The 24,923-nt window shown below is 59.3% G+C and carries 27 protein-coding genes and 4 tRNA genes; 17 read left to right on the top strand and 14 right to left on the bottom strand.

The genetic code is table 11. From position 1 onward, the window contains the following. Window positions 1-847: 847 nt before the first annotated feature. From MCUTH_RS00050 to MCUTH_RS00060, 3 genes are all read right to left on the bottom strand, one after another. On the bottom strand, window positions 848-2,113 hold the full coding sequence (locus MCUTH_RS00050) for a Coenzyme F420 hydrogenase/dehydrogenase, beta subunit C-terminal domain (protein WP_066953708.1): 1,266 nt from the start codon (window positions 2,111-2,113) through the stop codon (window positions 848-850). Between the two features lie 3 nt (window positions 2,114-2,116). Continuing rightward, window positions 2,117-4,177: a formate dehydrogenase subunit alpha gene (fdhF, locus tag MCUTH_RS00055; protein WP_066953711.1), complete on the bottom strand. Its 2,061-nt coding sequence runs from the start codon at window positions 4,175-4,177 to the stop codon at window positions 2,117-2,119. A 133-nt stretch (window positions 4,178-4,310) separates the two neighbouring features. Further along, window positions 4,311-5,165, bottom strand: coding sequence for a DNA-methyltransferase (locus MCUTH_RS00060; protein WP_083524714.1), 855 nt, complete (start codon window positions 5,163-5,165; stop codon window positions 4,311-4,313). A 1,197-nt stretch (window positions 5,166-6,362) separates the two neighbouring features. Here MCUTH_RS00060 and MCUTH_RS00065 point away from each other — a divergent pair. Together MCUTH_RS00065 and MCUTH_RS00070 are read left to right on the top strand one after the other, a co-directional pair. After that, the gene (locus tag MCUTH_RS00065; protein ID WP_161937553.1) at window positions 6,363-7,592 is read left to right on the top strand and encodes a tyrosine-type recombinase/integrase; all 1,230 of its coding nucleotides are present in this window, start codon (window positions 6,363-6,365) and stop codon (window positions 7,590-7,592) included. A gap of 12 nt (window positions 7,593-7,604) precedes the next feature. Next, window positions 7,605-8,291 carry a tyrosine-type recombinase/integrase gene (locus MCUTH_RS00070; protein WP_066953722.1) on the top strand — a complete coding sequence of 229 codons (687 nt, stop codon included), beginning with the start codon at window positions 7,605-7,607 and terminating at the stop codon, window positions 8,289-8,291. Here MCUTH_RS00070 and MCUTH_RS00075 read toward each other — a convergent pair. Then, the gene (locus MCUTH_RS00075; RefSeq protein WP_150468706.1) at window positions 8,288-9,148 is read right to left on the bottom strand and encodes a MarR family winged helix-turn-helix transcriptional regulator; all 861 of its coding nucleotides are present in this window, start codon (window positions 9,146-9,148) and stop codon (window positions 8,288-8,290) included. The two genes, MCUTH_RS00070 and MCUTH_RS00075, sit on opposite strands and share 4 nt — an antisense overlap. Before the next feature lie 139 nt (window positions 9,149-9,287). On the opposite strand from MCUTH_RS00075, the gene MCUTH_RS00080 reads away from it, so the two are divergent. The 10 genes from MCUTH_RS00080 to MCUTH_RS00115 all read left to right on the top strand — a co-directional run bounded on the left by MCUTH_RS00080 (window position 9,288) and on the right by MCUTH_RS00115 (window position 15,845). Further along, window positions 9,288-9,527 carry an AbrB/MazE/SpoVT family DNA-binding domain-containing protein gene (locus MCUTH_RS00080; protein WP_066953731.1) on the top strand — a complete coding sequence of 80 codons (240 nt, stop codon included), beginning with the start codon at window positions 9,288-9,290 and terminating at the stop codon, window positions 9,525-9,527. Between the two features lie 410 nt (window positions 9,528-9,937). After that, window positions 9,938-11,023 carry a phage NrS-1 polymerase family protein gene (locus MCUTH_RS00090; protein WP_150468705.1) on the top strand — a complete coding sequence of 362 codons (1,086 nt, stop codon included), beginning with the start codon at window positions 9,938-9,940 and terminating at the stop codon, window positions 11,021-11,023. Then, entirely contained in the window at window positions 11,020-13,098 is a 2,079-nt protein-coding gene (locus MCUTH_RS00095; protein WP_066953740.1) for a DNA primase family protein, read from the top strand. The genes MCUTH_RS00090 and MCUTH_RS00095 overlap by 4 nt, the downstream gene beginning before the upstream one ends. Beyond that, window positions 13,095-13,331, top strand: a complete 237-nt coding sequence (locus MCUTH_RS00100; protein ID WP_066953743.1) for a hypothetical protein — start codon at window positions 13,095-13,097, stop codon at window positions 13,329-13,331. Before MCUTH_RS00095 ends, MCUTH_RS00100 begins: the two co-directional genes overlap by 4 nt. After that, entirely contained in the window at window positions 13,328-13,666 is a 339-nt protein-coding gene (locus MCUTH_RS00105; RefSeq protein WP_066953746.1) for a hypothetical protein, read from the top strand. Before MCUTH_RS00100 ends, MCUTH_RS00105 begins: the two co-directional genes overlap by 4 nt. Beyond that, on the top strand, window positions 13,663-13,821 hold the full coding sequence (locus MCUTH_RS11655; RefSeq protein WP_161937554.1) for a hypothetical protein: 159 nt from the start codon (window positions 13,663-13,665) through the stop codon (window positions 13,819-13,821). The genes MCUTH_RS00105 and MCUTH_RS11655 overlap by 4 nt, the downstream gene beginning before the upstream one ends. A 73-nt stretch (window positions 13,822-13,894) precedes the next feature. Further along, on the top strand, window positions 13,895-14,029 hold the full coding sequence (locus MCUTH_RS12025) for a hypothetical protein (protein WP_263478151.1): 135 nt from the start codon (window positions 13,895-13,897) through the stop codon (window positions 14,027-14,029). After that, window positions 14,026-14,199, top strand: a complete 174-nt coding sequence (locus tag MCUTH_RS11660; protein ID WP_161937555.1) for a hypothetical protein — start codon at window positions 14,026-14,028, stop codon at window positions 14,197-14,199. The genes MCUTH_RS12025 and MCUTH_RS11660 overlap by 4 nt, the downstream gene beginning before the upstream one ends. Further along, entirely contained in the window at window positions 14,196-14,570 is a 375-nt protein-coding gene (locus MCUTH_RS00110) for a hypothetical protein (protein ID WP_066953749.1), read from the top strand. Before MCUTH_RS11660 ends, MCUTH_RS00110 begins: the two co-directional genes overlap by 4 nt. A 147-nt stretch (window positions 14,571-14,717) precedes the next feature. Further along, window positions 14,718-15,845, top strand: coding sequence for a hypothetical protein (locus MCUTH_RS00115; RefSeq protein WP_066953752.1), 1,128 nt, complete (start codon window positions 14,718-14,720; stop codon window positions 15,843-15,845). Window positions 15,846-15,946: 101 nt separating this feature from the next. Here MCUTH_RS00115 and MCUTH_RS00120 read toward each other — a convergent pair whose 3' ends face one another. Together MCUTH_RS00120 and MCUTH_RS11665 are read right to left on the bottom strand one after the other, a co-directional pair. Next, entirely contained in the window at window positions 15,947-16,372 is a 426-nt protein-coding gene (locus MCUTH_RS00120; protein WP_066953754.1) for an FxLYD domain-containing protein, read from the bottom strand. A gap of 177 nt (window positions 16,373-16,549) precedes the next feature. Continuing rightward, window positions 16,550-16,726, bottom strand: a complete 177-nt coding sequence (locus MCUTH_RS11665; RefSeq protein WP_161937556.1) for a hypothetical protein — start codon at window positions 16,724-16,726, stop codon at window positions 16,550-16,552. 52 nt (window positions 16,727-16,778) lie between these two features. Between MCUTH_RS11665 and MCUTH_RS00125 the strand changes: the two genes are divergently transcribed. Both MCUTH_RS00125 and MCUTH_RS00130 read left to right on the top strand, forming a co-directional pair. Next, window positions 16,779-17,210, top strand: a complete 432-nt coding sequence (locus MCUTH_RS00125; protein ID WP_066953757.1) for a hypothetical protein — start codon at window positions 16,779-16,781, stop codon at window positions 17,208-17,210. Window positions 17,211-17,391: 181 nt separating this feature from the next. Further along, the gene (locus MCUTH_RS00130) at window positions 17,392-17,853 is read left to right on the top strand and encodes a zinc ribbon domain-containing protein (RefSeq protein ID WP_066953760.1); all 462 of its coding nucleotides are present in this window, start codon (window positions 17,392-17,394) and stop codon (window positions 17,851-17,853) included. 230 nt (window positions 17,854-18,083) lie between these two features. Here the strand turns inward: MCUTH_RS00130 and MCUTH_RS00135 are convergent. Beyond that, window positions 18,084-18,156, bottom strand: a tRNA-Thr gene (locus MCUTH_RS00135). A 42-nt stretch (window positions 18,157-18,198) separates the two neighbouring features. Further along, window positions 18,199-18,480 carry a DUF504 domain-containing protein gene (locus MCUTH_RS00140; protein ID WP_066953763.1) on the bottom strand — a complete coding sequence of 94 codons (282 nt, stop codon included), beginning with the start codon at window positions 18,478-18,480 and terminating at the stop codon, window positions 18,199-18,201. A gap of 165 nt (window positions 18,481-18,645) precedes the next feature. On the opposite strand from MCUTH_RS00140, the gene mmp10 reads away from it, so the two are divergent. Further along, window positions 18,646-19,872, top strand: coding sequence for a methyl coenzyme M reductase-arginine methyltransferase Mmp10 (mmp10, locus tag MCUTH_RS00145; protein ID WP_066953767.1), 1,227 nt, complete (start codon window positions 18,646-18,648; stop codon window positions 19,870-19,872). Here mmp10 and MCUTH_RS00150 read toward each other — a convergent pair. From MCUTH_RS00150 to MCUTH_RS00160, 3 genes are all read right to left on the bottom strand, one after another. Then, complete coding sequence (locus MCUTH_RS00150) at window positions 19,853-21,751, bottom strand: ATP-binding protein (protein WP_066953770.1); 1,899 nt, start codon at window positions 21,749-21,751, stop codon at window positions 19,853-19,855. The genes mmp10 and MCUTH_RS00150 overlap by 20 nt on opposite strands. Window positions 21,752-21,871: 120 nt before the next feature. Beyond that, window positions 21,872-22,438, bottom strand: a complete 567-nt coding sequence (locus MCUTH_RS00155; protein ID WP_066953773.1) for a type 1 glutamine amidotransferase — start codon at window positions 22,436-22,438, stop codon at window positions 21,872-21,874. Further along, window positions 22,435-23,115: a diphthine--ammonia ligase gene (locus MCUTH_RS00160; protein WP_066953776.1), complete on the bottom strand. Its 681-nt coding sequence runs from the start codon at window positions 23,113-23,115 to the stop codon at window positions 22,435-22,437. Before MCUTH_RS00160 ends, MCUTH_RS00155 begins: the two co-directional genes overlap by 4 nt. 366 nt (window positions 23,116-23,481) lie before the next feature. On the opposite strand from MCUTH_RS00160, the gene MCUTH_RS11670 reads away from it, so the two are divergent. Beyond that, window positions 23,482-23,643, top strand: a complete 162-nt coding sequence (locus tag MCUTH_RS11670; RefSeq protein ID WP_161937557.1) for a hypothetical protein — start codon at window positions 23,482-23,484, stop codon at window positions 23,641-23,643. Between the two features lie 117 nt (window positions 23,644-23,760). Here MCUTH_RS11670 and MCUTH_RS00170 read toward each other — a convergent pair. Together MCUTH_RS00170 and MCUTH_RS00175 are read right to left on the bottom strand one after the other, a co-directional pair. Continuing rightward, window positions 23,761-23,833, bottom strand: a tRNA-Asp gene (locus MCUTH_RS00170). Window positions 23,834-23,878: 45 nt separating this feature from the next. Next, a tRNA-Leu gene (locus MCUTH_RS00175) sits at window positions 23,879-23,963 on the bottom strand. A 423-nt stretch (window positions 23,964-24,386) separates the two neighbouring features. On the opposite strand from MCUTH_RS00175, the gene MCUTH_RS00180 reads away from it, so the two are divergent. Then, entirely contained in the window at window positions 24,387-24,647 is a 261-nt protein-coding gene (locus tag MCUTH_RS00180) for a tetratricopeptide repeat protein (RefSeq protein WP_150468704.1), read from the top strand. A 133-nt stretch (window positions 24,648-24,780) separates the two neighbouring features. On the opposite strand, the gene MCUTH_RS00185 is transcribed toward MCUTH_RS00180, so the two are convergent. Next, window positions 24,781-24,891 (bottom strand) — tRNA-Met (locus MCUTH_RS00185). Window positions 24,892-24,923: the final 32 nt, after the last annotated feature.

The following is a 24,923-nucleotide window of genomic DNA, read 5'->3' on the forward strand; positions in this document are numbered from 1 at the left end:
ATAGCCATTCGTCGACACTAACTCTGCTCCTTGTTGTTGGTTTCGTCATTAACACAAGGAGCAACGGTTTTATAGATCTTTCCCCTCAGATGGAGCCGACCCTCGACTAGAGGGTTTCAACAGAGCCAATTATTCAGTAATTTGAGAGTGCTATTAATAGGTTTCGAAATGATCGCCGTGTCCGACGAAGATATCCCAAATTCAGGCGTTTATACTCGCTTTAAGTTAATTTCTGTCATTAAACACTATATAGGCAAACGTTGCTTTTTCTATCACACACGCGCCCACGCAAAAAATATGAGGATTGAAGCGAGTTTGCGGGCCAGGTGCGCGGAAGTGACCGCACGAATCTCGCATGTCAGTGCCGGGTAATGGATGCTCGGACAAAATTTCTGCAGGTATATGCGTATCGTGATATGCTTCGATACCGAGTGTAAATGTGGTATTTTTTCCAGGAATAGGTGATTCGACTCGGCTGGTCGCAACCGCCTCATTCGGAGTCATGCTCTCCCGGCAATACACTGGCATATCGGGCTTCTAGTGGTTATGGTTGTGCTCCCGATGTCTTTTTATCACTCCCCCGGAGATCGCATGCTATAGGTGCGTTTTCGGGCTTCTGGTGGAGGCTGGTACTCGGATGCCGTCGCGGCAGGGAACCCCGGGGCGATGCCCTTAAAGACGGCGCGCATAATTTTCTCCAGAGGACGCTCTCGGGTTTTGTCACTCGAACGGACGTCATGAAAGCGCCGCCATTCTGGGGTAGATAAGCACCTTGCTAATACTGAAGATGGCGCCGGAAAAGCGTTTCGACGAAAAAAAGGGCCGATGGTGAAGAACTGAATCCCGGTCAGCGAAAGATATCAAAGATCTGGTCGCTCCCGGTCGCGGCAAGTCGGTCGCGTTCAGCCCTCTCATCGACGAGCGCGAGGACCGGTGGAGTCATATCCTCACCCGGGTGGAACCCAAAGAGTTTCTCGAGTTCGGTCTGGATGGCATGGAGGAAGACCGAGTTTGAGATCTCGACTGGGCAGAGTTCCTCGCACTGGCCGCAGTTGACGCAGGAATCGGAGATGTGGGCGAACCGGATGAGGTGGAACATGAAGGGCGGCGGGATCACGCCCGGCTCGACCAGATAGTCCCTTCTTGTGCTGCAGTCGATGCAATAGCAGATTGGACAGTTCTCGATGCAGGAGTAGCACTTGATGCATCGGCTCGTCTGCTCCTTGATCTTGTTCAGGCGCTCCGTCCCCTCGCCGAGCGCTCCGAAGTAGCGTTCCCGCCATTTGTCGCCGAGTTTGAGCATCGCGTTCTCGACCTTGCCGCGGATCTCGATTCCCTTGGGGTTCGCGGGTTCGGTGGCGACCGCTCCAGCTGCAACCGCTGAATTAAGGAGATTTGCCCCCTTCTCGGAGCAGACCTCGACGAAAGTCGCCTTGCCGGCCCGCTCACCGATGACGCCCCAGTTGCCGCAGGCAAGATCCGCCTGGCGCGGGATCTTGATCTTGCACCGGCGGCAGTTCGAGCGGCGGCCAAGCCCCTCGTTCCCGAGGAGATCCTCCGCCCCCTCTTCGAGTTCATCGATGGAGATGCCTTTGTGCTGACCGTCCTTTGTCTCGACGATGAATTTGCCTTTGTCGATCTCTTCCTTGACGACATCGTCGGGATCGAGACCGAGCCTCTCCCGGACGATGGTCCGCGCGGTCTCCGGTCGGATGGTGCCGCCGCAGTTGAGGCCGATGATGATGATATTGTCGAGGTTGACCTGGCCGCGCTTCGCCATCTCATAGATTGCCTTGACGTCGCAGCCCTTGAGAACGGTGGCGATCCGCATATTGGGTTCGGTCGCAAGGAGGCAACGGCGCATCTGCTTGGGGAGGAGCAGGGTGCCGCAGTGGAGCGACCCGGCAATTCCGCCGATCTCGGCGGGGTCGGTGATCAGGGCCGGGACGGCGTCATATACGTCCGCACCTTTCCTGACCGCAAAGACCCCGTCGACCATACCGCTCTCGAGAGCATGGCGCAGCAGAGCGGTGACCGCCCCGCCCGTCTCTGCTTTTGCGCGGAGTTCGTCGTCCGTCGTCCATGCATAGAGTAAATCGCCTTTTCCTGCCATATCTCACACCTCCGAAATCTTCTCAACCTTAACAGCACACGCCTTGAACTCCGGGATCTTTGATATGGGGTCGAGCGCGTTGTGGGTCAGCCGGTTTGCCGGATGCTCCTTGTAGTGGAACGGGATGAACATCACGCCCTTGATGATCTCCGGCGTGACCCGTGCGGGGATCTCGACTGATCCGCGGCGGGTACTTGCCCGGACGACTTCGTTGTTCTTGATTCCGAGTTCTTCTGCATCCTCGGGGTTGATCTCGATCCAGCCGATGGGCGCCTCCTTCTCAAGGCTCCACGATCGCCGGGTCATCGTGCCGGTGTGCCACTGCCAGATGGTGCGCCCGGTCGTGAGGACGTACGGATACTCGGCGTCCGGGACCTCGGCAGGGGGTTTCCACTCGATAGGCGAGAAGACTCCGAGACCGTCGGGCATGGCAAATGTCTCCCGGTGGAGGATCGGCGTTCCCGGATGTTCCGCCGTCGGGCAGGGCCAGTGCAGGCCGTCCGGGTCGAGGCGGGCGTAGGACATGCCGTGGTAGGACGGCGTGACCGCGGCGATCTCGTCAAAGATCTCCTCGGGGCTCTTGAACGAGAACTGCTTCTCGTAGCCCATCCTGCTGCCGAGTTCACAGAGGATCTGCCAGTCGGGCTTCGCCTCGCCGGGAGGGTTCTGGGCCTTTCTCCAGCGCTGGACACGGCGTTCGGTGTTGGTCTGCGTGCCGTCTTTCTCGGCGTAGCAGGCGGCGGGGAGGACGACATCGGCGAGCTCGGCGGTCTCGGTCATAAAGATGTCCTGGACGACCAGGAACTCGAGGTTCTTAAGCCCCTCCTCGACGTGCTGAATGTCCGGGTCGGAGAGCATCGGGTTCTCGCCCATGATGTACATGCACTTGATCTCGCCGGGCTTCTCGGCGAGGACGTTGATCATCTCCGTGACCGTGTAGCCGACCTTGCCCTCGGCGAGTTCGTCGACGCCCCACATCTCCTTCATCTTCTTCTGCGCCGCCTCGTCGGTGACCTTCTGGTAGCCGGAGTAGACGTTCGGGAGGGCTCCCATGTCGCAGGCGCCCTGAACGTTGTTCTGGCCGCGGAGCGGGTTGACGCCGGAGCCGGGTTTGCCGAGGTTGCCGGTGAGCAGCATCAGGTTGGCGGTTGATTTGACGTTGTCGACGCCGACGGTGTGCTGGGTGATGCCCATCGAGTAGATGAGCGCGGCAACATCGGCGGTTGCAATCCATTCTGCGGCGGTCTTGAGGCTTTCCGCGGGGACCCCGGAGACTCTTGAGACGTTCTCAAGGCTGTAGTCCTCCTTCATGACGACTTCCTTGAGTTTCTCGAAGTCTTTCGTCCGATTCTTGATGAACTCCTTGTCTTCCCAGCCGTTCTTGATGATCTCCTGCATCAAGCCGTTCAAGAGAGCGACATCGGTCCCCGAGATGAACGGCATGTAGAGATCGGCCTGCTTGGCGGTCGGGGTGTAGCGCGGGTCGGCCACGATCACCTTTGCCCCGCTTTCCCGTGCACGGATGATGCTCCGCCCGATGAGCGGGTGCTGCTCGAAGGTATTGCTTCCGAGGACGAAGACGCACTTTGACTCGGCGATGTCCTTGATCGAGTTGGTCATCGCGCCGGACCCAAAGACCGCAGCAAGGCCAGCGACGGTGGATGAGTGGCAGAGCCGGGCGCAGTGGTCGATGTGCGGGGTCTTGAGGACCACTCTCGCAAACTTCTGCATCAGGTAGTTCTCCTCGTTCGATGTCCGGGCAGACGAGAGGCAGGCCATCTCTTCGGGCTTGTAGGACCTGAACTTCTGTATGATCAGGTCGTATGCCTCGTCCCAGGTCGCCTCGACGAACGTGCCGTTCTTCTTGATGAGCGGCTTAGTGAGTCGATCCGGGCTGTTTATAAATTCGTGGGCGTAGCGCCCTTTTGGGCAGAGTTTGCCCCCGTTGACGGGTGCGCGTTGCCAGTGCGCCACGTCAACGACCTTGCCGTCGCGGACGACAAGGTTGAACCCGCACCCGGTGCCGCAGTACGGGCATGTCGTAGATACGTATTTGAGATCCATTATTCTCCCTCTGGCAGGGACTACATACCGCCTAAATTATATAATGTACATGGTCCGGGCCGGTTTTTTGAAGAATAGTGGTGGGAGTGGGTTGGGCCCGGAGTATCTCCTGCCTTAAAAAGGATAGTCTACGTCAGTCCGATCCTTCTTGCCGGCGTGCCTTGGCAATTCGGGCCTCTGCAATGGCCTGGTATTCCGGGTCGATCTCAAAGCCTATGTAGTCTACGCCAAGTGCAATCGCCGCAAGCGCCGTGTTCCCGATGCCCATGAAGGGGTCGAGGACGAGCGTCCCGGGACGGCAGCCATGGAGCCTGATGCACATCTCCGGGAGTTTTTCCGGGAAACTGGTCGGATGAGGTCGGGAGGAGCGAATGGTCCGATAGGGGATGAACCAGGTGTTCCCCCGGTCGCGGAGGTCGCGATCCGCCGCCTTCCATCGACCGATGTTGCTCTTGTCCTGGTAGGGCACGCCGATCGCCATTTTGTCGAGGATGACGTCTCCTTTCTTTGTGAAGTGAAAGATGTGCTCGTGGCATTGACTCAAGTAGCGTGAGCTGTTCACCGGCTGGTAGTGGCCGACGGCGATATCGCCGAGGATGTTTTCGTAATTCCCCACGTCCTCCTTCTCGATCGCGATCGATTTGACCCAGTGGATGACGTTCTGTAGTTCAAAGTGAGGACGGAACTGCTGGATGACATCGAAGGGTATCCAGGGGTCGCGAGGTTTGCCGCCGATGTTGAGGAAGAACGAACCGTCGTCGGCGAGGACCCGCGACGCTCCGGCGGCGACCTGCCCCATCCAGCGGAGGTAGTCCTCGCGGGGTTTCTGGTCGTCGTAGGTGTTGTACTCCTTTCCGATGTTGTAGGGCGGCGATGTGACGATGATATCGACCGAACCTGCCGGGAGGCGCTGCATGCCTTCGATGCAGTCCATGGTATGGATGGTGTTGATGGCTAGCCCGCCAGTCCTTCTCTCCTCTTCTGCCACTCCGATCACTTATTGATTCGCGGTCCAGTGCAAAAAGGTGAATGGGCCCAAGTAGGGTCGATCAGGGGAGGGCTCCCTGCCAGGGGCCGCTCCCCTGAGTCTCTCGCGGTATCAGTCCTGCTTTAGGTCAATTTCGACTCGTTCGGAGTAAGTACTACAATAAATCATTCCGAGCAGTTTCAATCCTACTTTAGTCCAATTCTAACTCGTCGGATATAGAGCCTCTGTGAGGATGGTCGATTGTTTCAATCCTACTTTAGTCCAATTCTAACAGCGCCTAAAAATGCCCTATTCAAGCATCGGGCGAGGTGTAGGTTCGCTCTACAGATATGTGATCGGGGATCTCCAATAATGCTATCGGTTTATAAAGATCCACGATCTCATCAGGTCGTCGACGCAGACGAACTTCGTCTCCCCACCTGTTGACGGGTGTAAGCGATTGAGATCTAAATGGCATCGAAACACCGGGAGAGTCTCCGGACAGAACATTGATGTGGTATCTAAAAAACCACACGGGGTGACGTCTGGTAGTACGGATCATACATTTTTGGTATGTTAGATCTCGTCCCCCTTACGTCCTAACTCTAGAAAAGATGCCCGGTACCGGTCACGCATAGTCACATGACTCTCGGTGTGGCCTAACTCCAATCATCCCCGGAGAGTGCAGTCCGACCCGTGTGCTCCCCAGAGCCGGATTTGCCACGAAGGTCATGGTCGCCGCCGCTTTACGTGAAATGGCGCTGATACGCCAGTGGCTCTCGATGTTGAGGGGAACCCGGAGGCATTCACCCACAGGATGATATCTGCTCGTTTGCCTCTCATGGCGGTTTCGTCTGCGTCTCCGGATCATTTGCGGGTTTGAGAATGCCTCCCCTCGGAAAACTGCCTTGCTCGAGGCCCTCGAAGATGATCTTCCCCCGATTATGTAATCGAACGCACAAACACAGATGGTAGAGGGCTCGCCTTATCACAAGACGGAGGGCCTCACCGATGCGCCCGAACTGGCACGGCCGAATCTCCGGGGAGCGAGGACATTACCCCCGGGTTGGAATTGGATCGAAGGGGATTGAACGATTACAGGAGTATTCGTTTACCTCAGGGTTTGAACTAAAAGCGCAAGAGCCCCAGCCGGGCTTAAGGAAACGAAGTTCTTAATCCATAGTAGTCTTTATAATGGTCGGGCGCATATCATCACTCATGGGGAACGAGCGGTTTCATCACTCGCCTGAGGAGTACTTCGAGTACGCCGAGAAGAGCCTCACGGCCGCAGTTGAGGACGGACGGATAACCCCGGAGGACGCCGGGCTTATTCGGGAGTACGTGGCGGAGAGTTCGAGTGGGTTGTCTCCCGGCCGCCAATACAAGACAGCCTATACTCTGATCGCGGTCCGGCGATACCTCCCGCCGTTCCTGGAGACGAAGAAGACGGACCTGCTCGGCGGCATCAACCGTATGCGTTTTGCGAAGAAGGATAACGGGAAGCCGTACAAGAAGAACACGATAGCCGACTACGTGCGGTTTACTAAGCGGTTCTACCTCTGGCTAGTGAAGAGGGGATATGTCGATATCCCGGCGGACATCATCAAGGAGATCAAGAACCCTCAATATGACACGCAGACCAAGAACGAAGACGACATCTTGACAGGCGAGGAAGTCTCGCAGCTGATCGACGCGGCGAAGAGCATCAAGTACAAGGCGCTGATCGGCGTGATGTACGAGGCAGGGCTCCGGTCCGGGGAGGTCGCCTCGTTGAAGTGGAAGGATGTCACCTTCCACGAGTGGGGAGCGAAGGTCCGGACCGCCGAGAAGACCGGCCGGCTCCGGACGATCCCGATCATCACCTACCGGGAGTACCTCGCCAAATGGAAGACCTCGTATCCCGGCGACCCGACCGGCGATAACTACGTGTTCCTGACGAGCCGCGGCGAGCCGATGCAGTATCGCGGGCTCGCGAAGGCGATCTCGAATTTCGCCAAGGCTGCCGGGATCAAGAAGAAGATCACCCTGCACACGTTCAGGCACAGCAGGATAACGCACGCCCTTCGCGGTGGGATGCAGGAAACGCTAGCGAAGAAAGCGTTTTGGGGCAATCAGACCACAAAGATGATCAATACCTACTCGCACCTGGTAGACGAGGATGTCGATAACGCCTTCGCCGCCCTCGCCGGCGTGGAGCTGCCCGATAGCGATCGAACGAACGAATCCCCGGAGCCGGTGCAGTGCCCGAACTGCCACCTTGTCATGCCGCCGGGGTCCCGGTTCTGTGGTCGGTGCGGGCTGACGCTTACGGTCGAGGCGGCGGAGACTGTGAACACGGTTATCAAGGCCGCCGAAGCGGTGGTGGCGAACCCGAACGACCCCGAAGCGCTCACGATCTTGCTTGAGGCCCGGGCGAGGATGGCGATGAAGAACGGCGGGGGGACGTGACCCGGGGAGGGGTTGGGGATCGAGTGGTCGGACGTTGACCTCTCAACTGGAAAGATCCACATCCGGCGGGAGATAGCTAAAAATGGAGAGCCCCGCGACACCTTCATATCGAGCGAGGCGCTGGAAGTCCTTCTCCAATGGCAAGCCTATCACCCCCTGTACGCGGAGAAGGCCGATGCGTATACTATTCCAGACGAGTATATCAGGGACACGAACCGGGTTTTTCCGCTCTCGTACAACGGCGTGCGGGATAAATATGGCCGGGTTCTTGAGAAGTGCGGGCTCGACGAGAAAGATCCCACAACCGGGTGGTTGGTGCTCCGGCTCCACGTGATGCGAAAATATTTTAGAACCCGACTCCCCCAGGGCGGCGCTTCTATCGATGTGGTCGAGTCGCTGATGGGCCACTCGGGGTATCTGTCCGACAGTTATGTCAGGATGACTGACGAGGAGGTCGAGGCGGCATACAGGGCGGCCGAATCGGTCCTGTGGGTCTTTAAGACTAAACCGATCAACGAGGGAGAGCTCCGGCAACTTGAGCAGGAGAACCGGGAACTTCGGGGAGAGCTTGCTGGCATCCAGCGGCAGATCACAATGATGAACGCGATGCAGGCGGACGTGGGCGCTACCCCGGAGGCGCTGCAGCGGCTGGTGGATGAGCGGATAAAAGAGCTGATGGGGAAGGCCGGAGGGGCCTAATCCGTTTTTACGTTCTCCAAGGAGGCCATGGCGTTCTGGTAGACCTCCCGGGTCTCTTCAAGAAATTTCAGGTGTACTTCAAATATAGCAGCCATATGTTCTGCTAGGTCATCAAAGGCGCGGAGAACCTCGCAACAGTACGGAATCCACGCTGGATGTTGCATGGTCATACACCCCCCTGTCGCGAGGTAGGACGAGAAGAACACGTCGAAGACGGCACCATTTATCTTTTTCTCGCCTGCCTGCGAGTAAACCCCGAATACACCCGAACAAGCATAGTACAGGGCGGCATACCATACCCAACGCGGATCGTTCCTCGGTAAGAACAAATCGGGCGTTTTTGCAAAGAATCCGACCTGATCCCATATCATACACGTGCTAAAATCAGGGGGATTTGGATAAACTTCTGCGATTCGTATGATTTCCTCCCAGTGTTCAAGGAACATTGTATCTCCTCTCTCACCGCCGCGGAGTGGCTCTTCCGTCAACGTGTCGAGTAGTTGACCGTGAAGCGAATCGTCTCTGACGCCAGCGGGTTTGAATACATCGGCACGGCGCGCTATACCTTGATTGAGCACCGCCGCGACACGTTCGCCGGCGAATGGCGAACCCCCCTGTTTAAGTAGAAGCATCGCTGCAGCGCACCACCCCAGGCCAGTCAATGAGTAATTTTTCCGCGAAATTCCTGTATCACCCTTCTCCTTACCATAGAGGGAGATTAGCCCGTACTCCTCCAACCTCCCAACTATATTCTGAAGTGTTGGTTGGCGAATCTCCGTTTCTTTAGCGATCGAATACACGTAATCGGGCCCCTTGCGGAACAGGTGCAAAATTGTCTTTGCCTGATTCTCAGTCAATGTGGAGCCCGTCTCATCCCATACCTGTTTTTTTCGTCCATCTAAGCAACCGGTCATATGCGTGCCTCGTCGATAGTATCAACCTACACTTATGATATTCATGCTGCTAATATATATCAGTTGCCGCTGATGTATATACATGCGAGAGATCCTTGTCGGGACCGTCCAAGGTCTGGCGCTGAGCAGATCGCTTGCGCTCACGATCCCCTATCATCTACGGGAAGAGCACGGCTTCAAGAAAGGTGATCGCTTCGCCGTCAAGACTGACGGATGGGGGCGGATCATCTATGAAAAACTGCCCGACGAGAGGGGTTGCAATGCGCCAACATCCGGCCCCTCCCGCAACCCCGACACATACGCGATGGAGGCATCGAGGTGAGTACCACTTGTTCGCCATCACAGATGGGAGTATCGGTTCCGGCGCTCGTCATCGACCAAGAAACGCTCGACCATCTACCGGCGTTTCATAGAGCGATCGCAGAAGTGCTCATCGAGAAAGGGCGCTGGCAGTTAGCAGACAGTGAGAACAAGGATTCGAGGAAGGTCTCGGCGAAGACCGACCTCAGTGACACAGCGAGGAACTGCAATGAATTATACGCAGGAGAAATATATTAAGGTTCCTATATCCTCCGGGAGCATACCCTCAGAGGATCTACCGACCGTCTGCCGGTCGTTGGCCGGCACGTTGTGCGGCTCGTTCCTGACATCAAACGGGCCATGCCGGCGCTTCTCGGTGCGGGGTTGCCCTCTTCGGCGGCTACCTAGCTATCACCTCGACGGGGCGAGCGCGTGACCACCGGCGACCCGTTCGGGGATGCGAAGGCATCCGGTTTTCAGATCATACGCTCACCGAAAGGAGCAGCGCCACAACCGCCGGCAAGATCGGCACCGGCACCAACGAGCCGCCCCGCGACCTCTACCAGGTACGCCGCCATCCCCGCCGCGATGCGACAGGCGAAGCGGTGGGTTACCTGGCAGTACGAGATTCGTGAAGGGAAGAAGACAAAGGTGCCACACACCCCCGGCAAGGGGAAGGCGAGCAGCACCGATCCCACGACATGGGTGACGTTTGAGGAAGCGTGCCGGGTGGCAGAGTTCTACAGCGGGATCGGGTTCGTCCTGGGCGACGGCTGGCTCGGGCTCGACGCGGATCACGTGCGGGATCTTGATACCGGGGAATGGTTGCCCGGAATCCTCGACGAGATCAAGAGTCTTGGCTCTTACGCGGAGCTGTCCCCATCGAAGACCGGCGCCCATGTGATAACCTTCGGGACGAAGCCGGGCGACAGGAGCCGGGCAGCGGGCGAAGTATGGGAGATGTACGACCGTGGCCGGTTCTTCACCGTTACCGGAGACCACATCCCCGGCACGCCCGATGACGTGCGCGAGCCGGCGCCCGGGAGCCTGGAGGCGATCTACGAGAAGATCGGCCGGACGAAGGAGATGCAGCAAGCGCCCCGGGCGAAGACCCCGACCCCACGATCTACAGCCGCCCCGGATCTAACCGACGCGGAGATCATCGAGAAGTGCCAGAGCGCCGCGAACGCCGCGAAGTTCAACGCCCTATGGCGCGGGGATATGTCCGGATACGGATCGCACTCTGAAGCGGATCTCGCCCTGTGCACCATCCTCGCCTTCTACAGTCAAGACCCCGCACAACTGGAGCGATTGGTTCGGCAGTCGGGACTCTACCGCGAGAAGTGGGACCGAACCGACTACGTCACGCGGACGATCTCGAAGGCCCTGGAGCATGTGGGAGAGACATGGAGCCCGGGCGGCGGCATGGATGCCCTCCCGCCCGAAGCACGATACCTCAAGCGCATCGAGTACCGGCGAAAGATGCAGGCGGCCCGGCGGGAGGCGGTGCGGGCATGACCGCGGACAACCTCTCCCCGGACGAGAAGATCGCGATCGGTCTCGCAGACGGGGATACCCTCACCACCGTGTCATGGTGGGGTGGGTTTTACTACAACATCCCTGCATCGTGCGATCTCGCGAAAGAGTGCGGGATACCTTCGGCTGACGAGGCGGCCGCCGACGAGCGCCGGGAGCAGGCAAAGCGGGTTCTGTTCCGCATCGCGGTCTACTGCCACGATAAAGGGCTCGAGGTCGCAAGCAACCTCTCCAGGCGGTGGTCCCGGCTGCCGGAAGAGATCCGCCCGACGCCCGAAGAGGTCGAGCACCTTACCAAAATGGCGAAGGTCTACCGGGAACGTGCGCGAAGGGACCGAAACGATGAGATCCTGTCCGCGGATCAGGAGGACCTGACCACCGGGATCGGGCTGACGGACATAGGGAACTCCGAACGCCTGATCAGGATGTACGGCGATGATGTCCGATATTGTGCGACGCTGAAAGCGTGGTTTGTGTGGGACGGCCGGCGGTGGGAGCAGGACGAGACGAACCGGATGCTCGACCTTGCAACGAGGACGGCTAAGGCGATCTTCCTCGAAGCGGCGACAGCACCGAACAGCGAAACCGTCGCAAAGTGGGCGATCAAATCGGGTTCGCTCGCGGCACGGCGCGCGATGATTGACGGCGCTGTGCATATGGTCCCCGTCCGCGCCGACGAGATGGATGCGCGCGAAAACCTGTTCAACTGCCAGAACGGCACCCTCGACCTGGAGACGTTCGAGTTCCGGGAGCACAGGCGCGAGGACCTTCTTACGAAAATAGCCGGTGTGCGGTATGACCCCGACGCGACATGCCCTCTCTGGCTGGAGCACCTGAAGACGGTTTTTTGCGCCGACGAGGAGGTAATCGCCGGATTTCAGGGCATGATGGGATACTCGCTCCTGCAATACAACCCCGAACAGATTATGAGCATCCTGTGGGGTTCGGGCAAAAACGGCAAGTCGGAGACGCTGAAGGCGATCGCTCTCATACTGGGTGACTATGCGACCAACATCGAGGCTGGGACCTTGATGCAGTCCCGACACGATGATGCTGGGCGGGCACGCCCGGACGTTCTCAGGCTCAAGGGTGCGCGGTTCGTGACCTGCACCGAACCGGAGCAGGACGCTATCCTTTCCGAGTCGCTGATCAAGTCTGTGACCGGCGATCACAAAGTCACCGCTCGGCCGTTGTACGGCAAGCCGATTGAGTTCAAGCCAGGTGCAAAAATCTTCCTTGCAACGAATTACTTACCGAAAATTCACGGGACCGATAACGGGATTTGGCGGAGAATATGGTTATTCCCGTTTGTCGCCGTCATCCCGCCCGAGAAACGGCAGCCGGAGTATGGCAACGTCTTGTTCGAGCAGGAAGGCCCTGGAATCCTCAACTGGATGATCGAAGGTCTCCGGCGATACAAGGAGCAGGGCAAACTCGCACAGCCCGCGGCCGTGCAAAAGGCCACGCAGGAGTACCGGATCACATCGAACCCGGTCGGCCGGTTCCTCACAGAATGTTGTGTGATCGGGCCCCGGGAGCAGGTCGGGAAAAACGATCTCTATGAGGCATACCTCTCATGGTGCGAAACCATCGGGTGGAGATCCGTGGCCCGGAACAAGTTCGGCAGCCTTATGAAAACCCTGTTTGATGACTACAGCGACGGCGCTAATCGGTATTGGATCGGAATCAGGCGCAAGACCGAGGCCGAATTACGAAACTGCGACATCTCTGCTGAGAGACAGGCCGAACTCTCCGAGCGCCCGACACCCGGCACTGACACACCTGACAGACTTTCCCCTAATTTTTCCTATACACACGCGCGAGAAAAAGTTGGGGAAAGTCTGTCAGTTGTGTCAGGAGAGGATGTCCCACCGTCTGTGTTCGCTACTATCAACACCTACACCTGGCGTGGCGGGCTGGAGAAGAAAGGCGCCCGGTGCAGCGTCCGCGGGTGTGACCGAAAGCCCGAGTGGGTGAACGAACACGGCGAGTGGCCGCTGTGTAGTGTGCACTATAACGAGCTCTCCCTCCGTACCAAACGCGAGGTGCGCCCATGACCTCCTGCCGGGACAACGCCGGGCGATACCTCCGGGAGCACTTCTCTAGTGCCGACGGCATCCTGGAACTCTGGGAGTGTTTCGTCGAACAGTGCCCCGACATGACGCTCGTAGCGGACGCACTCGACCACCTCGCCGGTTTCCATGACTACTACCGGCAGCCCCGGCAGGCGACGAAGTATCGAGCGGAGGCGGCCGCCTTGAGAAAGTGCATGGCAAAGGTGACAGCATGACAGAAACCGCGGTTTTACTGGCAGATAACGGACACGGCAGAGGCACAACCGCGCCTTTACCGCCTGCAAATCGTGCAGCGGAGTCCGGAAACGACGCACAGGCTGACGAAAAAATCGACCGGGAGCAGCTCCTCGCCGTGAGTACGGACCTGATCCGGTCGCTCCACCGCCGGATCACCGGCCGCCGGTTCCGGGGGAACAAGCACGACGGCGTGAAACTCGGGTATGCCCGGGCGCTCGCAACGGCCGTGCAGGTCCACAACCAGGTGCTCCGGGACATGGAGATGGAGGAACTCGAGCGCAGAATTGCAGCACTAGAGGAAGCGAAGAAATGAGACGAACCATTGAGCGGCGTGTTGCCGCACTGGAACAGGCAGCCGACCCCGACGCCGGCACGCCCCTGATCCTCTTCGGGGATGACCCCGAACCCGCACAGACGAGAAGACCCCGCCGCGTGATCCGATTCGACGAGGAGGACCGGCACCTATGAACCGCGGCAGCATCGAGCGCAGGCTCGCAGCACTGGAGCACGCCCACCGAAGGCCCCTCGTGGTGTTCAGGACATGAGCGACGACGAACTCATGAGCATCTTCGACGAGCACCTCGTCGAGACCGCCGCGGGGATGGTGCCATTCCGTGAGGCAAACGAGGCCGACCAGAATCGATACCTCGAAGCAGTTGTGGGGGGTGCAGTATGAGCCGAGCTCACCTCGAGCGCAGGCTCGCAGCACTGGAGGAGGCCGCGAACCCGGCGGTATCGACATGGGCTGACCTCGTGGTCGCTGTGGAGGAGGGGCGGGACCCGATCATCCTCTCGCCGGCCATGCAGGATCTCTTTGACTCCTCACTCTCGGAGAGGGGGCCATGATCCGCGATTCACTCCGCCGCCGGGTCTCTGCCCTCGAGCATGACCGGCAGGAGCGGGAGAAGTTCACCGGTGCAGCCACCGAGCAGGCCCTTACCCTCGCCGGCCGATACATCGAGAAGGCACAGCGAGCCCTCGACGATGGCCAGCCGATTCCGCGGGAGACTCTCACAATCTCGTCGGCGGTCACCCTGGCAACAGTCTACCATGGTGGCCCGGTCCGGACGCCCGACGCGGTCGAGGCGGCAGCCTGGCAGACCCTCAAGACGATCGCCGACCTCGAGGTCCCGGACCTGGCAACCGGCGAGGATCTCCGGCAGTACCTCGACCGGCTGATCGAGCGACTCGATCTAGCCGCGGTCGTCGAGCCGTGAACACCCCGCCGGCAGGGTCATGCCGGCAGAACCGATGACACCATGACAGAAACAGCCTTCAAGACAAGCGACTTCGGCCCCACCATGCAGGCGGCCCGGATCGAAGAGGAGGAACGGAAGATGAAACAGCGCACACGGAGGAGATAGATGGGGCTACTCGGCAGTCTGGTCATACGTTACGCGGCCGAAGGGCACCATGATGTGATCCGGGCCGACAAGCGCGTCCGGGACAGTCTCTCGACGACCGCCCGCCACGCGAAACGCGACGAGGCCGCGACGAAAGGGTGGATGCAGCGGCACATGACGGCGCTGCTCGCGGTCGCCGGGACGATCGGGGCGGCGATGTACACGATCGCCCGAGAGTCGCCGTCGATGAGCGCCGCGATCGGGGAGATCCGGCTCGCGTTCTCCATGTTCTTCATGGACGTTGGGGAGCGGGCAGCGCCGTTCTTCGAGGGGCTGGCCGATCTGGCCGGGAGGTTCCTCGAAGAATGGGAGAAACTCCCGGACAGCATGAAGGACGCGCTCGTCGGGGGCATGCCTGCGATCCTCGAAAACTGGGGTCAGCTCTTCGCGGACCTCGCCGCCACCGCGGATCGCTATCTCGGCACGGAGGACACGTTCCAGACGCTCGCGCAAAAGATTCTCGATACGTGGGACTGGCTCAAGAAAAACGCCCCGCTGGCCGTCTCGGCGATGTTCACCCGCATCGGAGAGGAGTGGGGGAAGTTCCGGGAGGATCCGATCGCGTGGGGGGCAGATCTCGTGACCCAGTTCGTTACCGGCGTCCGGAACCTGGCTCCCGCCCTGTACAACTACGTGATAGGGGTCCTCGGCACGGTTGCCGGCAAGTTCCTCGATTGGCTACCGGGCGCCTGGCAGTGGGGCGTCGACCTGATGAACAATTTCATCGGCGGTATCCGGTCGATGTTCGCCTGGCTGGACAGCACGATCGCGACCATCAAGAGCAAGATCGAGGCGGTGATGTCGTTCGACATCTCGGCAAACGATCGCATGGCCTATCGATGGGGTTCGGACCTGGTCCAGCATTTCGAGGCTGGCATGCGGTCAGTGCAGCTCTCCCCGGTCCTGCCGGTCGCTTCACCGGCGCCTGTGGCTGTGGGTGCCGGCGGCGGGATATCGCAGACGGTATACGTCGATATTGGGGGGATCACGGTGTCGGGAGCGGCCGCACAGTCCCCGCTTGACGAGAGAAAGATCGCCCGAATGGTGCGGGACGAGATCGGGCAGGCGCTCAGGAGCCGTGGCCGATGACCCGAGGCATCGCCCCGCCGTGATCCGGGCTACCCGCCCCTTTTTCTCACCCTCAACCTCCCGGCAAATTTGCCGGAATGTCTGCGAGGACCCGGCCTTGCTTACCAGGTCGAGCCCACCCCGATCTTGTACGAATCCACGGCGCCGTCGGAATCGTAATACGTCACCTTGAACTTCCACGTCTCGCCCGGGTCAAGGTCCTGGACGAAGTCGGCCCCGTTTCCAACCAGGTTGCCGTCATGGTCGTAGAACTTAACATCGATGGAGCCCCACGAAATACGCTCATCCCCGATGTTCTTCGCGCTCCCAACCACGTAAATGGATCCGTAACTCCCGTACTCGAGTTCATGTGACACGATCTGGAGAGCGTCGCGCCCGGTCACCTTCGTCGGTGTCGCGGCGGCGGTCGTCGGCGCGGTCGGGCCGGGTTCGTCGTCCCCGGATACATATTGGGTCCTGCTGGTGCACCCGCACGCGGTGACACCCACCACGAGCAGGAGAATTATCAGAATGGCTGAAAGCCTCATATGAAGGGAGGTACAGTTACACCATACTTAAGCGTTGCAGTTTTAGATCACGGGGCATCGTAGGCCGTGCCCAGGCCCCCGCACTGCATATAAAACAAGGCGATCTCACGCTGGATGCCGAAGTCTTCGGCACAATCGAGGCCGTTAAATCGACGACATGAGGGCACACAGAAGGGGTTATTCGACCTTCTCAACAACGACGCGGCGCTTATCCTCTTCGATTCTCACCGTGACCTCTTCGCCGGTCTCGAATGGGAAGCGATCATCCCCGGCCACATCCGCCGGGATGGTGACGTATCGGGTTCTCGCCCGCTCGGAGAGCTGGATAACCTTACCCTTTCCTTCCTTTGACATAGTGAGTATGTTGGTAAGTAAAGTATTTATACTTACAGGTATACTTAGTATTATGGTAAGTATAACACTGACAAAGGAGGAAGAACCCATGCAGAAGAAATTTACCCCGATGGGAAAGATCCAGAAGCACCACGACGCCCTGCAGGTGCAGGTGGATGGGTGGAAACTCGGCGAACTTGTGATCGCCGCCGCGGACGTTCCGAAGATGCTAAACGGCCGCGTGGTAGATGTTCAGTTTGTGCAGGAACGCCCCGGCCACGAGGTCTTCGTCGGTCACGCCGGCAGCGCCCGGATCTCCCGGAGCGGCCGGGCGGTGAACGTCCGGATCGAGAGCAGGCTCATGTCGGCCCCACTCGCGGCAGTGCAGAAGGTAATCACCGGGCAGCAGCTCGCCGCCAGGCTCTCCGCCCCGGCCCCGATCATCGACGCGGACCGGGAGCAGGCGAAGTCGATCGACCATGACCTCGTGAGGTCGTTTGCATGATCCCCGTCGAGGACGCGGAAACCCTGCGCGCGGAGGCGGAGGCGCTTCGCGCGGAAGTCCGGGAGGTCGTGGCCATCCTGGAGAACTGGAACGCAGACCGCCGACCGTAACCACGCGGGCGGGAGGTGCAACCCCTCCCGGCGGCATCCGTCAAGGGGAAACCAACAGAAGAGACGATATCATGACAAACGTCAAATTTGGAACCACTGTTTCGGCGGTCTTGGAGTGCCTGGACTTCGCCGAAAGCGACCTGACAGACGACGAGCGCCACAACTCCCGCAAAGCCCTGGAGCACTACAAGGCAGCGGTTGCACAGACGATCCGCGAGGTCTTCGACGAGGCGGACGTCCCCGGCCCGGCCGCCCCGGAGCCGGTGCCCTGCACGCGGTGTGGTGCCATCCTGGAGGGAGAGAGGCGCTTCTGCACCGTGTGCGGTATGCCGCAGAAGAAGGAGGCGCCCGGCGACTCCCTGGAGAGGATGCTTGCAAAAGATGCCGGCACGACCCCGGACGACCCGCGCTTTAAGGCAGTGGTCGCCCGGATCCGCGAGGAGCAGCCGGAGGCGTGGGACGCCCTGGTGCAGAAGATCGCCACGGCCACGGCGGCCCCGAAACCGAAAGAGGCAGAGCCGGCGAAGTCCTAATCCTACACTCCTTCCGCTCTTTTTCGAGACGACTCTATGATACTGTTCGATCGCGACAGCCTCACATTGTTGGTTTAAGGCACGATCTCCCCTCACATCGATACTTCCCACACGTGGAAGAAGATCGTGCCTCATATCGAATCTGTGAAGGTTTCTCGTTTCGCTTCACAAGAGAAATAACCCCAATCTGGAGCCTGTTTCAAGAACGGATTAAGAACTTGGCTTCTTCAAGCCCCAGCCGAGATTTGAACTCGGGACCTGCTGATTACAAGTCAGCCGCTCTGCCAGCTAAGCCACTGGGGCACACCCTATTATGTGGGCGGTCTGCAGTAAAAAAGGTGGCGCTCACCCCGGGTTGTCTTCGCCCCTCTCCATGCCCTCGGCCGGTTGTGGCCATAGGGTCTTGCCGTCGTAGAGGATGCGGCGGATCCGGTGGTAGGGGATGCAGGCGACGTGGGTCCCGGAGTCCACCTCCAGGTACTGGGCATCGAGCGCGACGACCCGCTCCCCCTGCACCCGTGAGCGGTCGCCGGGCGCTCCCCGATCGACGTACTCGACCTCGACCCGGGAGAAGTCGTAGCCAGGATCGTGGTAGAGCCGGAGCAGCAGCCGGTGGCTTGTTCGCATATCCTTCCTCTCCCACGATCACCTTGCCCACCCCGGGGCATAAAGGTGCACGGTGCCGCTCGGGTTGTCGTGCAATGCCCGTTTTGTCGATGGGCCTGGCTGCAGCGCGACGGCAAGGATGGGTCTGCAATCTTCATAACCGAGGAGCACAGAAGTACCATCAGAATGTCGCATCTCACCGTCGATCTCGGGGGTCGGCCCGGCCTCGACTGCCGGGGATTCTGCTCGTACTGCTACTTCAAACACGTCAAGGGCACAACGTCGTTCGGCTGCAAATACTGCCTCCCCTTCCAGAAAGGCTGCGACTACTGCACCCGGGGCGTGCGCGAGGGCTATACCGGGTTCAAAGACCTCCGGAGCGTCGCCGACGAGACGCTGGCAAACCTCCAGGTGATGGGCGACGATCTCGACCGGATCACCATCAGCGGGGGTGGGGACCCGAGCTGCTACCCGGAGTTCCGCGACCTCATCGAACTCCTCGGCAGCATGGAGGTGCCGCTCCATATCGGCTACACCAGCGGCAAAGGGTTCGATGACCCCGGTATTGCCGACTTCCTCATCGATAACGGCCTCGCCGAGGTCTCCTATACCATCTTCGCCGCAGACCCAGAACTGCGGCGAGAATGGATGCACGACCCGACGCCGGAGACCTCGCTTGAGATCCTCGACCGGCTCTGCGGCGCAGTCGACGTCTACGCCGCCGCAGTCATCATCCCGGGCGTCAACGACGGCGAGATTCTTGAAGAGACCTGTGCGTGGCTGGAGGAGCGGGGTGCAAAGGGGCTGATCCTGATGCGGTTTGCAAACCGAACCGACCAGGGGCTCATTCTCGGGAATGCACCGCTCCTAGAGGGGCAACGGGTCCATACTGTCGATGAGTTCCACGATATCGTCACCGACCTAAACGAACGGTTCTCAATGAAGATCAGCGGGACCCCGCTTGGCGATCCCTCGATCGGATCGCCGTTTGCAATCCTTCACGAGCCCGACCTCTTAAAGAAACTCCCCCGGGTCAGGAAGCGTGCGACGGTGATCACCGGGAGCATCGCGGCCCCCTTCATCCAGCGTGTCCTCTCGATCCGCGGCTCGACATCAAGGGTCGTCAAGGTCAGAAAGGAGATCGCCTGCCTCATCACCGCCGACGACCTTGCCGGGGTGGACCTGGCGAGGCTTGAGGACGCTGTGGTCATCCCCGGTCGGGCCTTCGTCCATGACGCCGAGGCCCAGAAGATCCTCTCCGCAGACGGCGTCGACCGCGTGGTGGTGCGCGGCCCCGATATGCTGACGGCCGACGCGGAGATGAGCATGGGGATGACCCGTACGGAAGTGCTCGATAAAGAGATGGAAGGGTTTGCAGCCCTGATCAACACGATCAATCGTTACGGCCGGTGACGGGTGGGCACGCCTGGAGCGTGAACCGGAAGGCGGCCCCGGACTCCGGATGCCCCGGCACCCGGTCCTCGACCCATATCCTGCCGCCGTAGCGCTGGACCAGGGTGTGGACGATGTAGAGTCCTAGACCTTTGCCGCTCCTACTCCCTGTTTTCCTGAACTTCTTGAATACCATGGGTTTCTCGGCGTCCGGTATCCCGGGACCGGTATCCTCGACCGAGACCAGAATTCTCCCGTCCTCCTCCCGTGCAGTGATCCAGATCGAGACCCCGGGGCCGCCGAACTTGACGGCGTTGCCGACGAGGTTTATGATGATCTGGCCGAGGAGATCGTCGGCGGCGACGCACAAGGTCTGCGGGGTGTAGTGGATATCGACGTCCGGAAAGAAGGAGATGATATCCCTGATGACAGGATCGAGATTCACCGGCCCGAGTGCGGGAGTTTCCTCCGCAATCCTCCGGATCGTCGATACGTTCCCGATGATCTCGGCGCTCTGCCTGATAGCCGCTGCGAGTTTTCGGGCAAGACCCTTATCCGGCTCGGCGAGTGTCTCTGCAAGGAGTGTTGCATAGCCGCTGGCGACGGTGTTTGCGTTGTTGATGTCGTGCGTCATGAGGTCCAGGTAGAAATTCGCCTGCTCGTTGAGCCACATTCGCTCGACGGCGCCCCCTACCTCCCTGCCGATGGAGACGAGCACCTCCCGCTCATCCGGTGAGAAACTGTGCACGGTCCGGCTGACCAGGTTGATGGCGCCGATTACTCGTTTCCCGGTCATGATGGGGATGCTCGCAAACGCCTGGATACCTGATCCGGCATCCTGCGGGTAGGTGCGCGGGTAGTTCTCTACAAAGTGCGCCGCACCCTTCCCGAGAACCTGGTCGTATGGCGGTGCACCGAGATCGATGATCCGTCGCCGGAACGAGAACCCTTCCGGAAGCCCGATCTCGGTGACCAGTTCGGCGCTGGACCGGCCGGGATCGATCAGGTAGACGCCGCCGCCCTCAAAGATGAGGAGTTCCAGGGTCTTCTCAAGCACGCCTCTCAGCAGTTCGTCTAGATCTGCCGACGATGTGGCAGTCCTGACCACCTGATTGATGACATAAAGTTGAGTGTTCCTGCGCCGGATCCTCTCCTCGGCGAGTTTTTGGTTGGTGATGTCCGCAACGCCGATGGCAACACCAACGTATCCGGAGTTTCCGCCGGTCACCGGTGAAGTGGTGAGTCTGGCGTCGATAACCCGTCTGTCGGATCGGCGGAGCCGGAGTTCAGTCTCCTCCCGCCCGCCTCCATCCCGCTCGATCAGGATCCTTGCCCGTGGGACGTCGACCGGGTCGACGAAGGAAAGGAAGGGGGTCCCCTGCATCTCGTCTGTGGTGTAGCCGAGGATCTCCTTCATCCGAGCACTGGCAAAGACGATAGTGCCTCTCTGGTCGACCACGAGGATTCCTTCATGCAGGCTCCTGCCGATCTCGTGCCAGAAGCACTCTATTCGCTTGAACGCCACCTCGGTGCGCTTCAGCATGAGAGTATATCGGATGGTGCAGAGCAGGAGTTCGGGGGTGAGTTGCTCCCGGATCAGGTAATCGTCCGCACCACGCCAAAGGAGCCTGATCGCGGCGTCAAGGTCGTCACGCGGGATGAGAAGGATGACCGGAACACCGGGGGCATTCTTGCTCACCCGCGTCACCACATCGGGATCGTTATCGGGGTCGAGCATGACGAGATCGAACGGCTCCCGCATGAGGGCAGCAAGACCGTCGGCAACCTGCGGGTATGAGATTATCTCAACCGGGAGCCCGACTTCCCGGAGCAGCTGCTCTATCAGCAGGGCGTCGCCCGGGCTCCTGGTGATGATGAGCAGCCGGAGGGGTTCGGGCATTCCTTCATTCCCCCGCCGTCAGGTTCTGGATGTCTGGTAACTCGAATCCCATACCCATGCGAGGCACGCCGGGATACGCCCGGAACACTTCCATCTTCTATCCGGTGCTGACGATAAGTCTTACTGAGCGGTTCCCACTAACTTGAGGAACCGTTCGATGATCCACTCGTTTCTGACTTCGGGGTGGAAGAGGGTACCGTAGAGAGGGAGTGAATGGTGCCGGATCGCCTGGAGGCACCGGTCGGAGGCGGCAAGCGATATGAACCCATTTGGAGCCTGCACGGCCTGTTCATGCAGTTCGTATGCAAAAAAATCCTCCTTTCCGGCAAAGAGAGGATCGGGAATGAGCACTCTGATCTCGGTCATGCCGATCTCGCAGCACGGTTCGATACCGCCGCCGAAGGCAGCCGCGAGAACCCGCATCCCGGAGGAGATGCCGAGCACCGGGCGCTTGAATTCAGAAAGCCACTTGAACCGTTCCGGATGTTCTGCGAACCCGGTATCCTGGAGCGCCGTCCCGCAGATGATCGCCGCATCCGCGGCCTCGATCTCCGGTGCACCGACGGCGGTGTAGTGGCGGGTGGCAAACGGTGTTCCGGCATTCTGGAGGTGCCGTTCAATCGGCCTGACAAACTCGTCCCGGGAGAGCGAGTTCTCCCTGTAGCAGAGGTCGAGAACGAGGATCATTTTTCCATCAACCCCGCCCGCTCAATCCGAAGGACGCCGTTGTAGTTCTGGTAAACTCGCGATGCTTCCTCGATCGCGATCCGCTGTGAGAAGAAAGGGGCATCGACGACGAACGTCTCAAACTCCCCACCTTCCCCGGTGAGGGTAACCTGGTGCTTCCGGGCGATTCTCCGGAGTTCATCGAGGGTATGGCGGTCGATCTCCTTCCCAAGCCATGATGCGTCAAAAGGAGCGGAAAAAACGCCGACGATGATGGCCTTAAAGCCGGCGCTGATGAGTTCGTCCATGTACGCCTCCTGGTCTGTATCCCAGAGCGGGTTGAAGCACCAGAGGCCCAGTTCCTGGCAGACCCGCTGGACCCTTGTTGCCTGGTAGACAGAGAGGATCGCCCCGGTGACGATCCCTTCGATCCCGAACTGTTCCCGGGCAACGAAAAGAGCCCGCTTTAAGTCTTCAAGTTCGGTCTCCTTCTCCCCTGCCGTCTCCACCTCAACGAGAGGGAGCCCAGCCGCCTTTGCCTGGAGTGCGGCAAGGCGGATGTTTGGGGTGTGGAACATATAGCTCTCGGGGTTCTTGGAGACGACCGTGATCAGACAGACCACTTCTTCCTGTTGCATCGATTTCCAGCAGGCAAAGAGTGAGTCCTTCCCACCGGAGAAGAGCACGCCGAGTTTCATCGTAACTGCATATCGTTCTCTTTCGGGCATGATAACTCCTGCGGCGCGGCAGAACTATGTGCCTTATGGGAATCCGGGTGCATGTGGGCTGGTAGTTGCAAAGGGGGACGCTGCGTCGGATTCTGGGCAACGGCGAGATGCCCTGAGGGCGCCGGGCGAGCGGGATCAGGCTTATATGGTCTCGAACCTTCACCCAACGTTGGCACCTGGAGTATCAGGAGGTAGCCGCTATGGCCGGAGATAAACAATACCTGAAAGATCAGATCGAAGTGGTGGTAAACTGTGTCCTGGTAGATTATCGAGGGGATTCTGAGTCGCGGGATCGGGTTATCCATGCGATTATAGAATGGGCTGAGGAGCACCCGGATGAGTGGGATGAACTGCAGGCACGCTGCCAGCAGCGCCATGAAATACTGGCGTGATCTCTCCCTGCCGGTACGGCATCTCTTCTATCCTTTCCTCTCTGCGCGGTTTGTCCCAGGGCGCATCGAACTGTTTGTTGTCGAGCCGGATATCTGGCGGATCTGATACTCACGAACGGCTTGGTGGCTATGGAGCGAAGAGTTGGGTCGGGAGCGGTTGGGGTTATTACTGGAGAAGTGGGATGTGCTCTATCGCCTGCTGAAAGATGGTGAGAGAATGGAACGCCCAGGACGGAATTCGAATCCGTGTCGACGGCGTGACAGGCCGTCATGATAGGCCACTACACTACCTGGGCACTCTGGTGATTCTCGCCGCCCGTTGCCCGGGCGAGAAGCATAAGTGCGAGGGGAGCGATTTGAACGCTCGAACTCCTACGAGACAAGGCCCTCAACCTTGCGCCTTTGACCTGGCTTGGCAACCCTCGCTAGGGTATGAGGAAGAACATGCTTTACGCATGAACGGAGATGGGTAATCCATCGGTTGCGCTTTCGCACCCCGTTTACCTCATTTAATCTGTCGTCATCCCTCAAATACTTTTGTATGCTGATGGGGTAGCAATGCGGCCTGGCCCCCCTGGCAGCACGAGATCGCTCCTGCAACTGCGGTCTATTGGATGTAGGATCGGGTCAATGCAGAGCGGTTCTGGCAGGGCCTGAAGGACACCACGTTTGACTGCCGATAGCGGGGTTTGATTAACCGTCGGGTCCAATGGGATTCCATGAAGACCCCATCCCCGGTTGTATGCCTCTGCTGTGTGTTGATACTTGCTCTGTTTACCGGTGGTTGCATAGTTCACGTCAAAAACCAGGAGTATTACGATAACCAGGAGTATTACGATAACTGGGTTGTTGCGGAGCCGAACAACCCTGGAGGCCTGGTGCATCCGGGGGATGTACTACAACAATAACTATAATCAGTACGCCGAAGCGCTGGAGAGCTGCAACAGGGCGCTTGAACTGGACCCGGAGTACGGGCAGGCATGGTACCTGAAAGGAGTCATCCTGACGAATATGAATAGGACCGACGAAGCAGCGGCGTGTTTTGAGACTGCAACGAAGTACGATCCGGGATTGCCCCGGGGAATGCCGCTTGTTAACGGAGATATGTGAGTGTGTAAGGGAATGCACTCCCGTGAGTAGTATGGATCTGCTCACCGGTTGTTGTCTTTCTAGTCCCCATGCAAAGGTGGTCTGAATAGATGTATAAAAAACACTTTCTGACAGATCTGAACCTGAAAATCGATGCTGCGGGTGGGATCCGAACCCACGATCTCCAGATGTCCCAGGTTTGGACGCACCGTTTCGCTTGAAAACCCTATGAGTCTGGCGCCCTAACCAGCTAGGCCACCGCAGCACACAAAGTGCATTATAACAATGATGTATTGA

Origin of the sequence: Methanoculleus thermophilus, from assembly GCF_001571405.1 — an archaeon.
GTDB lineage: Archaea > Halobacteriota > Methanomicrobia > Methanomicrobiales > Methanoculleaceae > Methanoculleus > Methanoculleus thermophilus.

Bases quoted from the DNA above. Each gene is read 5' to 3' on its own strand.
- MCUTH_RS00050 (WP_066953708.1), bottom strand. From the start codon at position 2,113: ATGGCAGGAAAAGGCGATTTACTCTATGCATGGACGACGGACGACGAA.
- fdhF (WP_066953711.1), bottom strand. From the start codon at position 4,177: ATGGATCTCAAATACGTATCTACGACATGCCCGTACTGCGGCACCGGG.
- MCUTH_RS00065 (WP_161937553.1), top strand. From the start codon at position 6,363: ATGGGGAACGAGCGGTTTCATCACTCGCCTGAGGAGTACTTCGAGTAC.
- MCUTH_RS00080 (WP_066953731.1), top strand. From the start codon at position 9,288: ATGCGAGAGATCCTTGTCGGGACCGTCCAAGGTCTGGCGCTGAGCAGA.
- MCUTH_RS00095 (WP_066953740.1), top strand. From the start codon at position 11,020: ATGACCGCGGACAACCTCTCCCCGGACGAGAAGATCGCGATCGGTCTC.
- MCUTH_RS00100 (WP_066953743.1), top strand. From the start codon at position 13,095: ATGACCTCCTGCCGGGACAACGCCGGGCGATACCTCCGGGAGCACTTC.
- MCUTH_RS00105 (WP_066953746.1), top strand. From the start codon at position 13,328: ATGACAGAAACCGCGGTTTTACTGGCAGATAACGGACACGGCAGAGGC.
- MCUTH_RS11655 (WP_161937554.1), top strand. From the start codon at position 13,663: ATGAGACGAACCATTGAGCGGCGTGTTGCCGCACTGGAACAGGCAGCC.
- MCUTH_RS12025 (WP_263478151.1), top strand. From the start codon at position 13,895: ATGAGCGACGACGAACTCATGAGCATCTTCGACGAGCACCTCGTCGAG.
- MCUTH_RS11660 (WP_161937555.1), top strand. From the start codon at position 14,026: ATGAGCCGAGCTCACCTCGAGCGCAGGCTCGCAGCACTGGAGGAGGCC.
- MCUTH_RS00110 (WP_066953749.1), top strand. From the start codon at position 14,196: ATGATCCGCGATTCACTCCGCCGCCGGGTCTCTGCCCTCGAGCATGAC.
- MCUTH_RS00115 (WP_066953752.1), top strand. From the start codon at position 14,718: ATGGGGCTACTCGGCAGTCTGGTCATACGTTACGCGGCCGAAGGGCAC.
- MCUTH_RS00120 (WP_066953754.1), bottom strand. From the start codon at position 16,372: ATGAGGCTTTCAGCCATTCTGATAATTCTCCTGCTCGTGGTGGGTGTC.
- MCUTH_RS11665 (WP_161937556.1), bottom strand. From the start codon at position 16,726: ATGTCAAAGGAAGGAAAGGGTAAGGTTATCCAGCTCTCCGAGCGGGCG.
- MCUTH_RS00125 (WP_066953757.1), top strand. From the start codon at position 16,779: ATGGTAAGTATAACACTGACAAAGGAGGAAGAACCCATGCAGAAGAAA.
- MCUTH_RS00130 (WP_066953760.1), top strand. From the start codon at position 17,392: ATGACAAACGTCAAATTTGGAACCACTGTTTCGGCGGTCTTGGAGTGC.
- MCUTH_RS00140 (WP_066953763.1), bottom strand. From the start codon at position 18,480: ATGCGAACAAGCCACCGGCTGCTGCTCCGGCTCTACCACGATCCTGGC.
- mmp10 (WP_066953767.1), top strand. From the start codon at position 18,646: ATGTCGCATCTCACCGTCGATCTCGGGGGTCGGCCCGGCCTCGACTGC.
- MCUTH_RS00150 (WP_066953770.1), bottom strand. From the start codon at position 21,751: ATGCCCGAACCCCTCCGGCTGCTCATCATCACCAGGAGCCCGGGCGAC.
- MCUTH_RS00155 (WP_066953773.1), bottom strand. From the start codon at position 22,438: ATGATCCTCGTTCTCGACCTCTGCTACAGGGAGAACTCGCTCTCCCGG.
- MCUTH_RS00160 (WP_066953776.1), bottom strand. From the start codon at position 23,115: ATGAAACTCGGCGTGCTCTTCTCCGGTGGGAAGGACTCACTCTTTGCC.
- MCUTH_RS11670 (WP_161937557.1), top strand. From the start codon at position 23,482: ATGAGTGGGATGAACTGCAGGCACGCTGCCAGCAGCGCCATGAAATAC.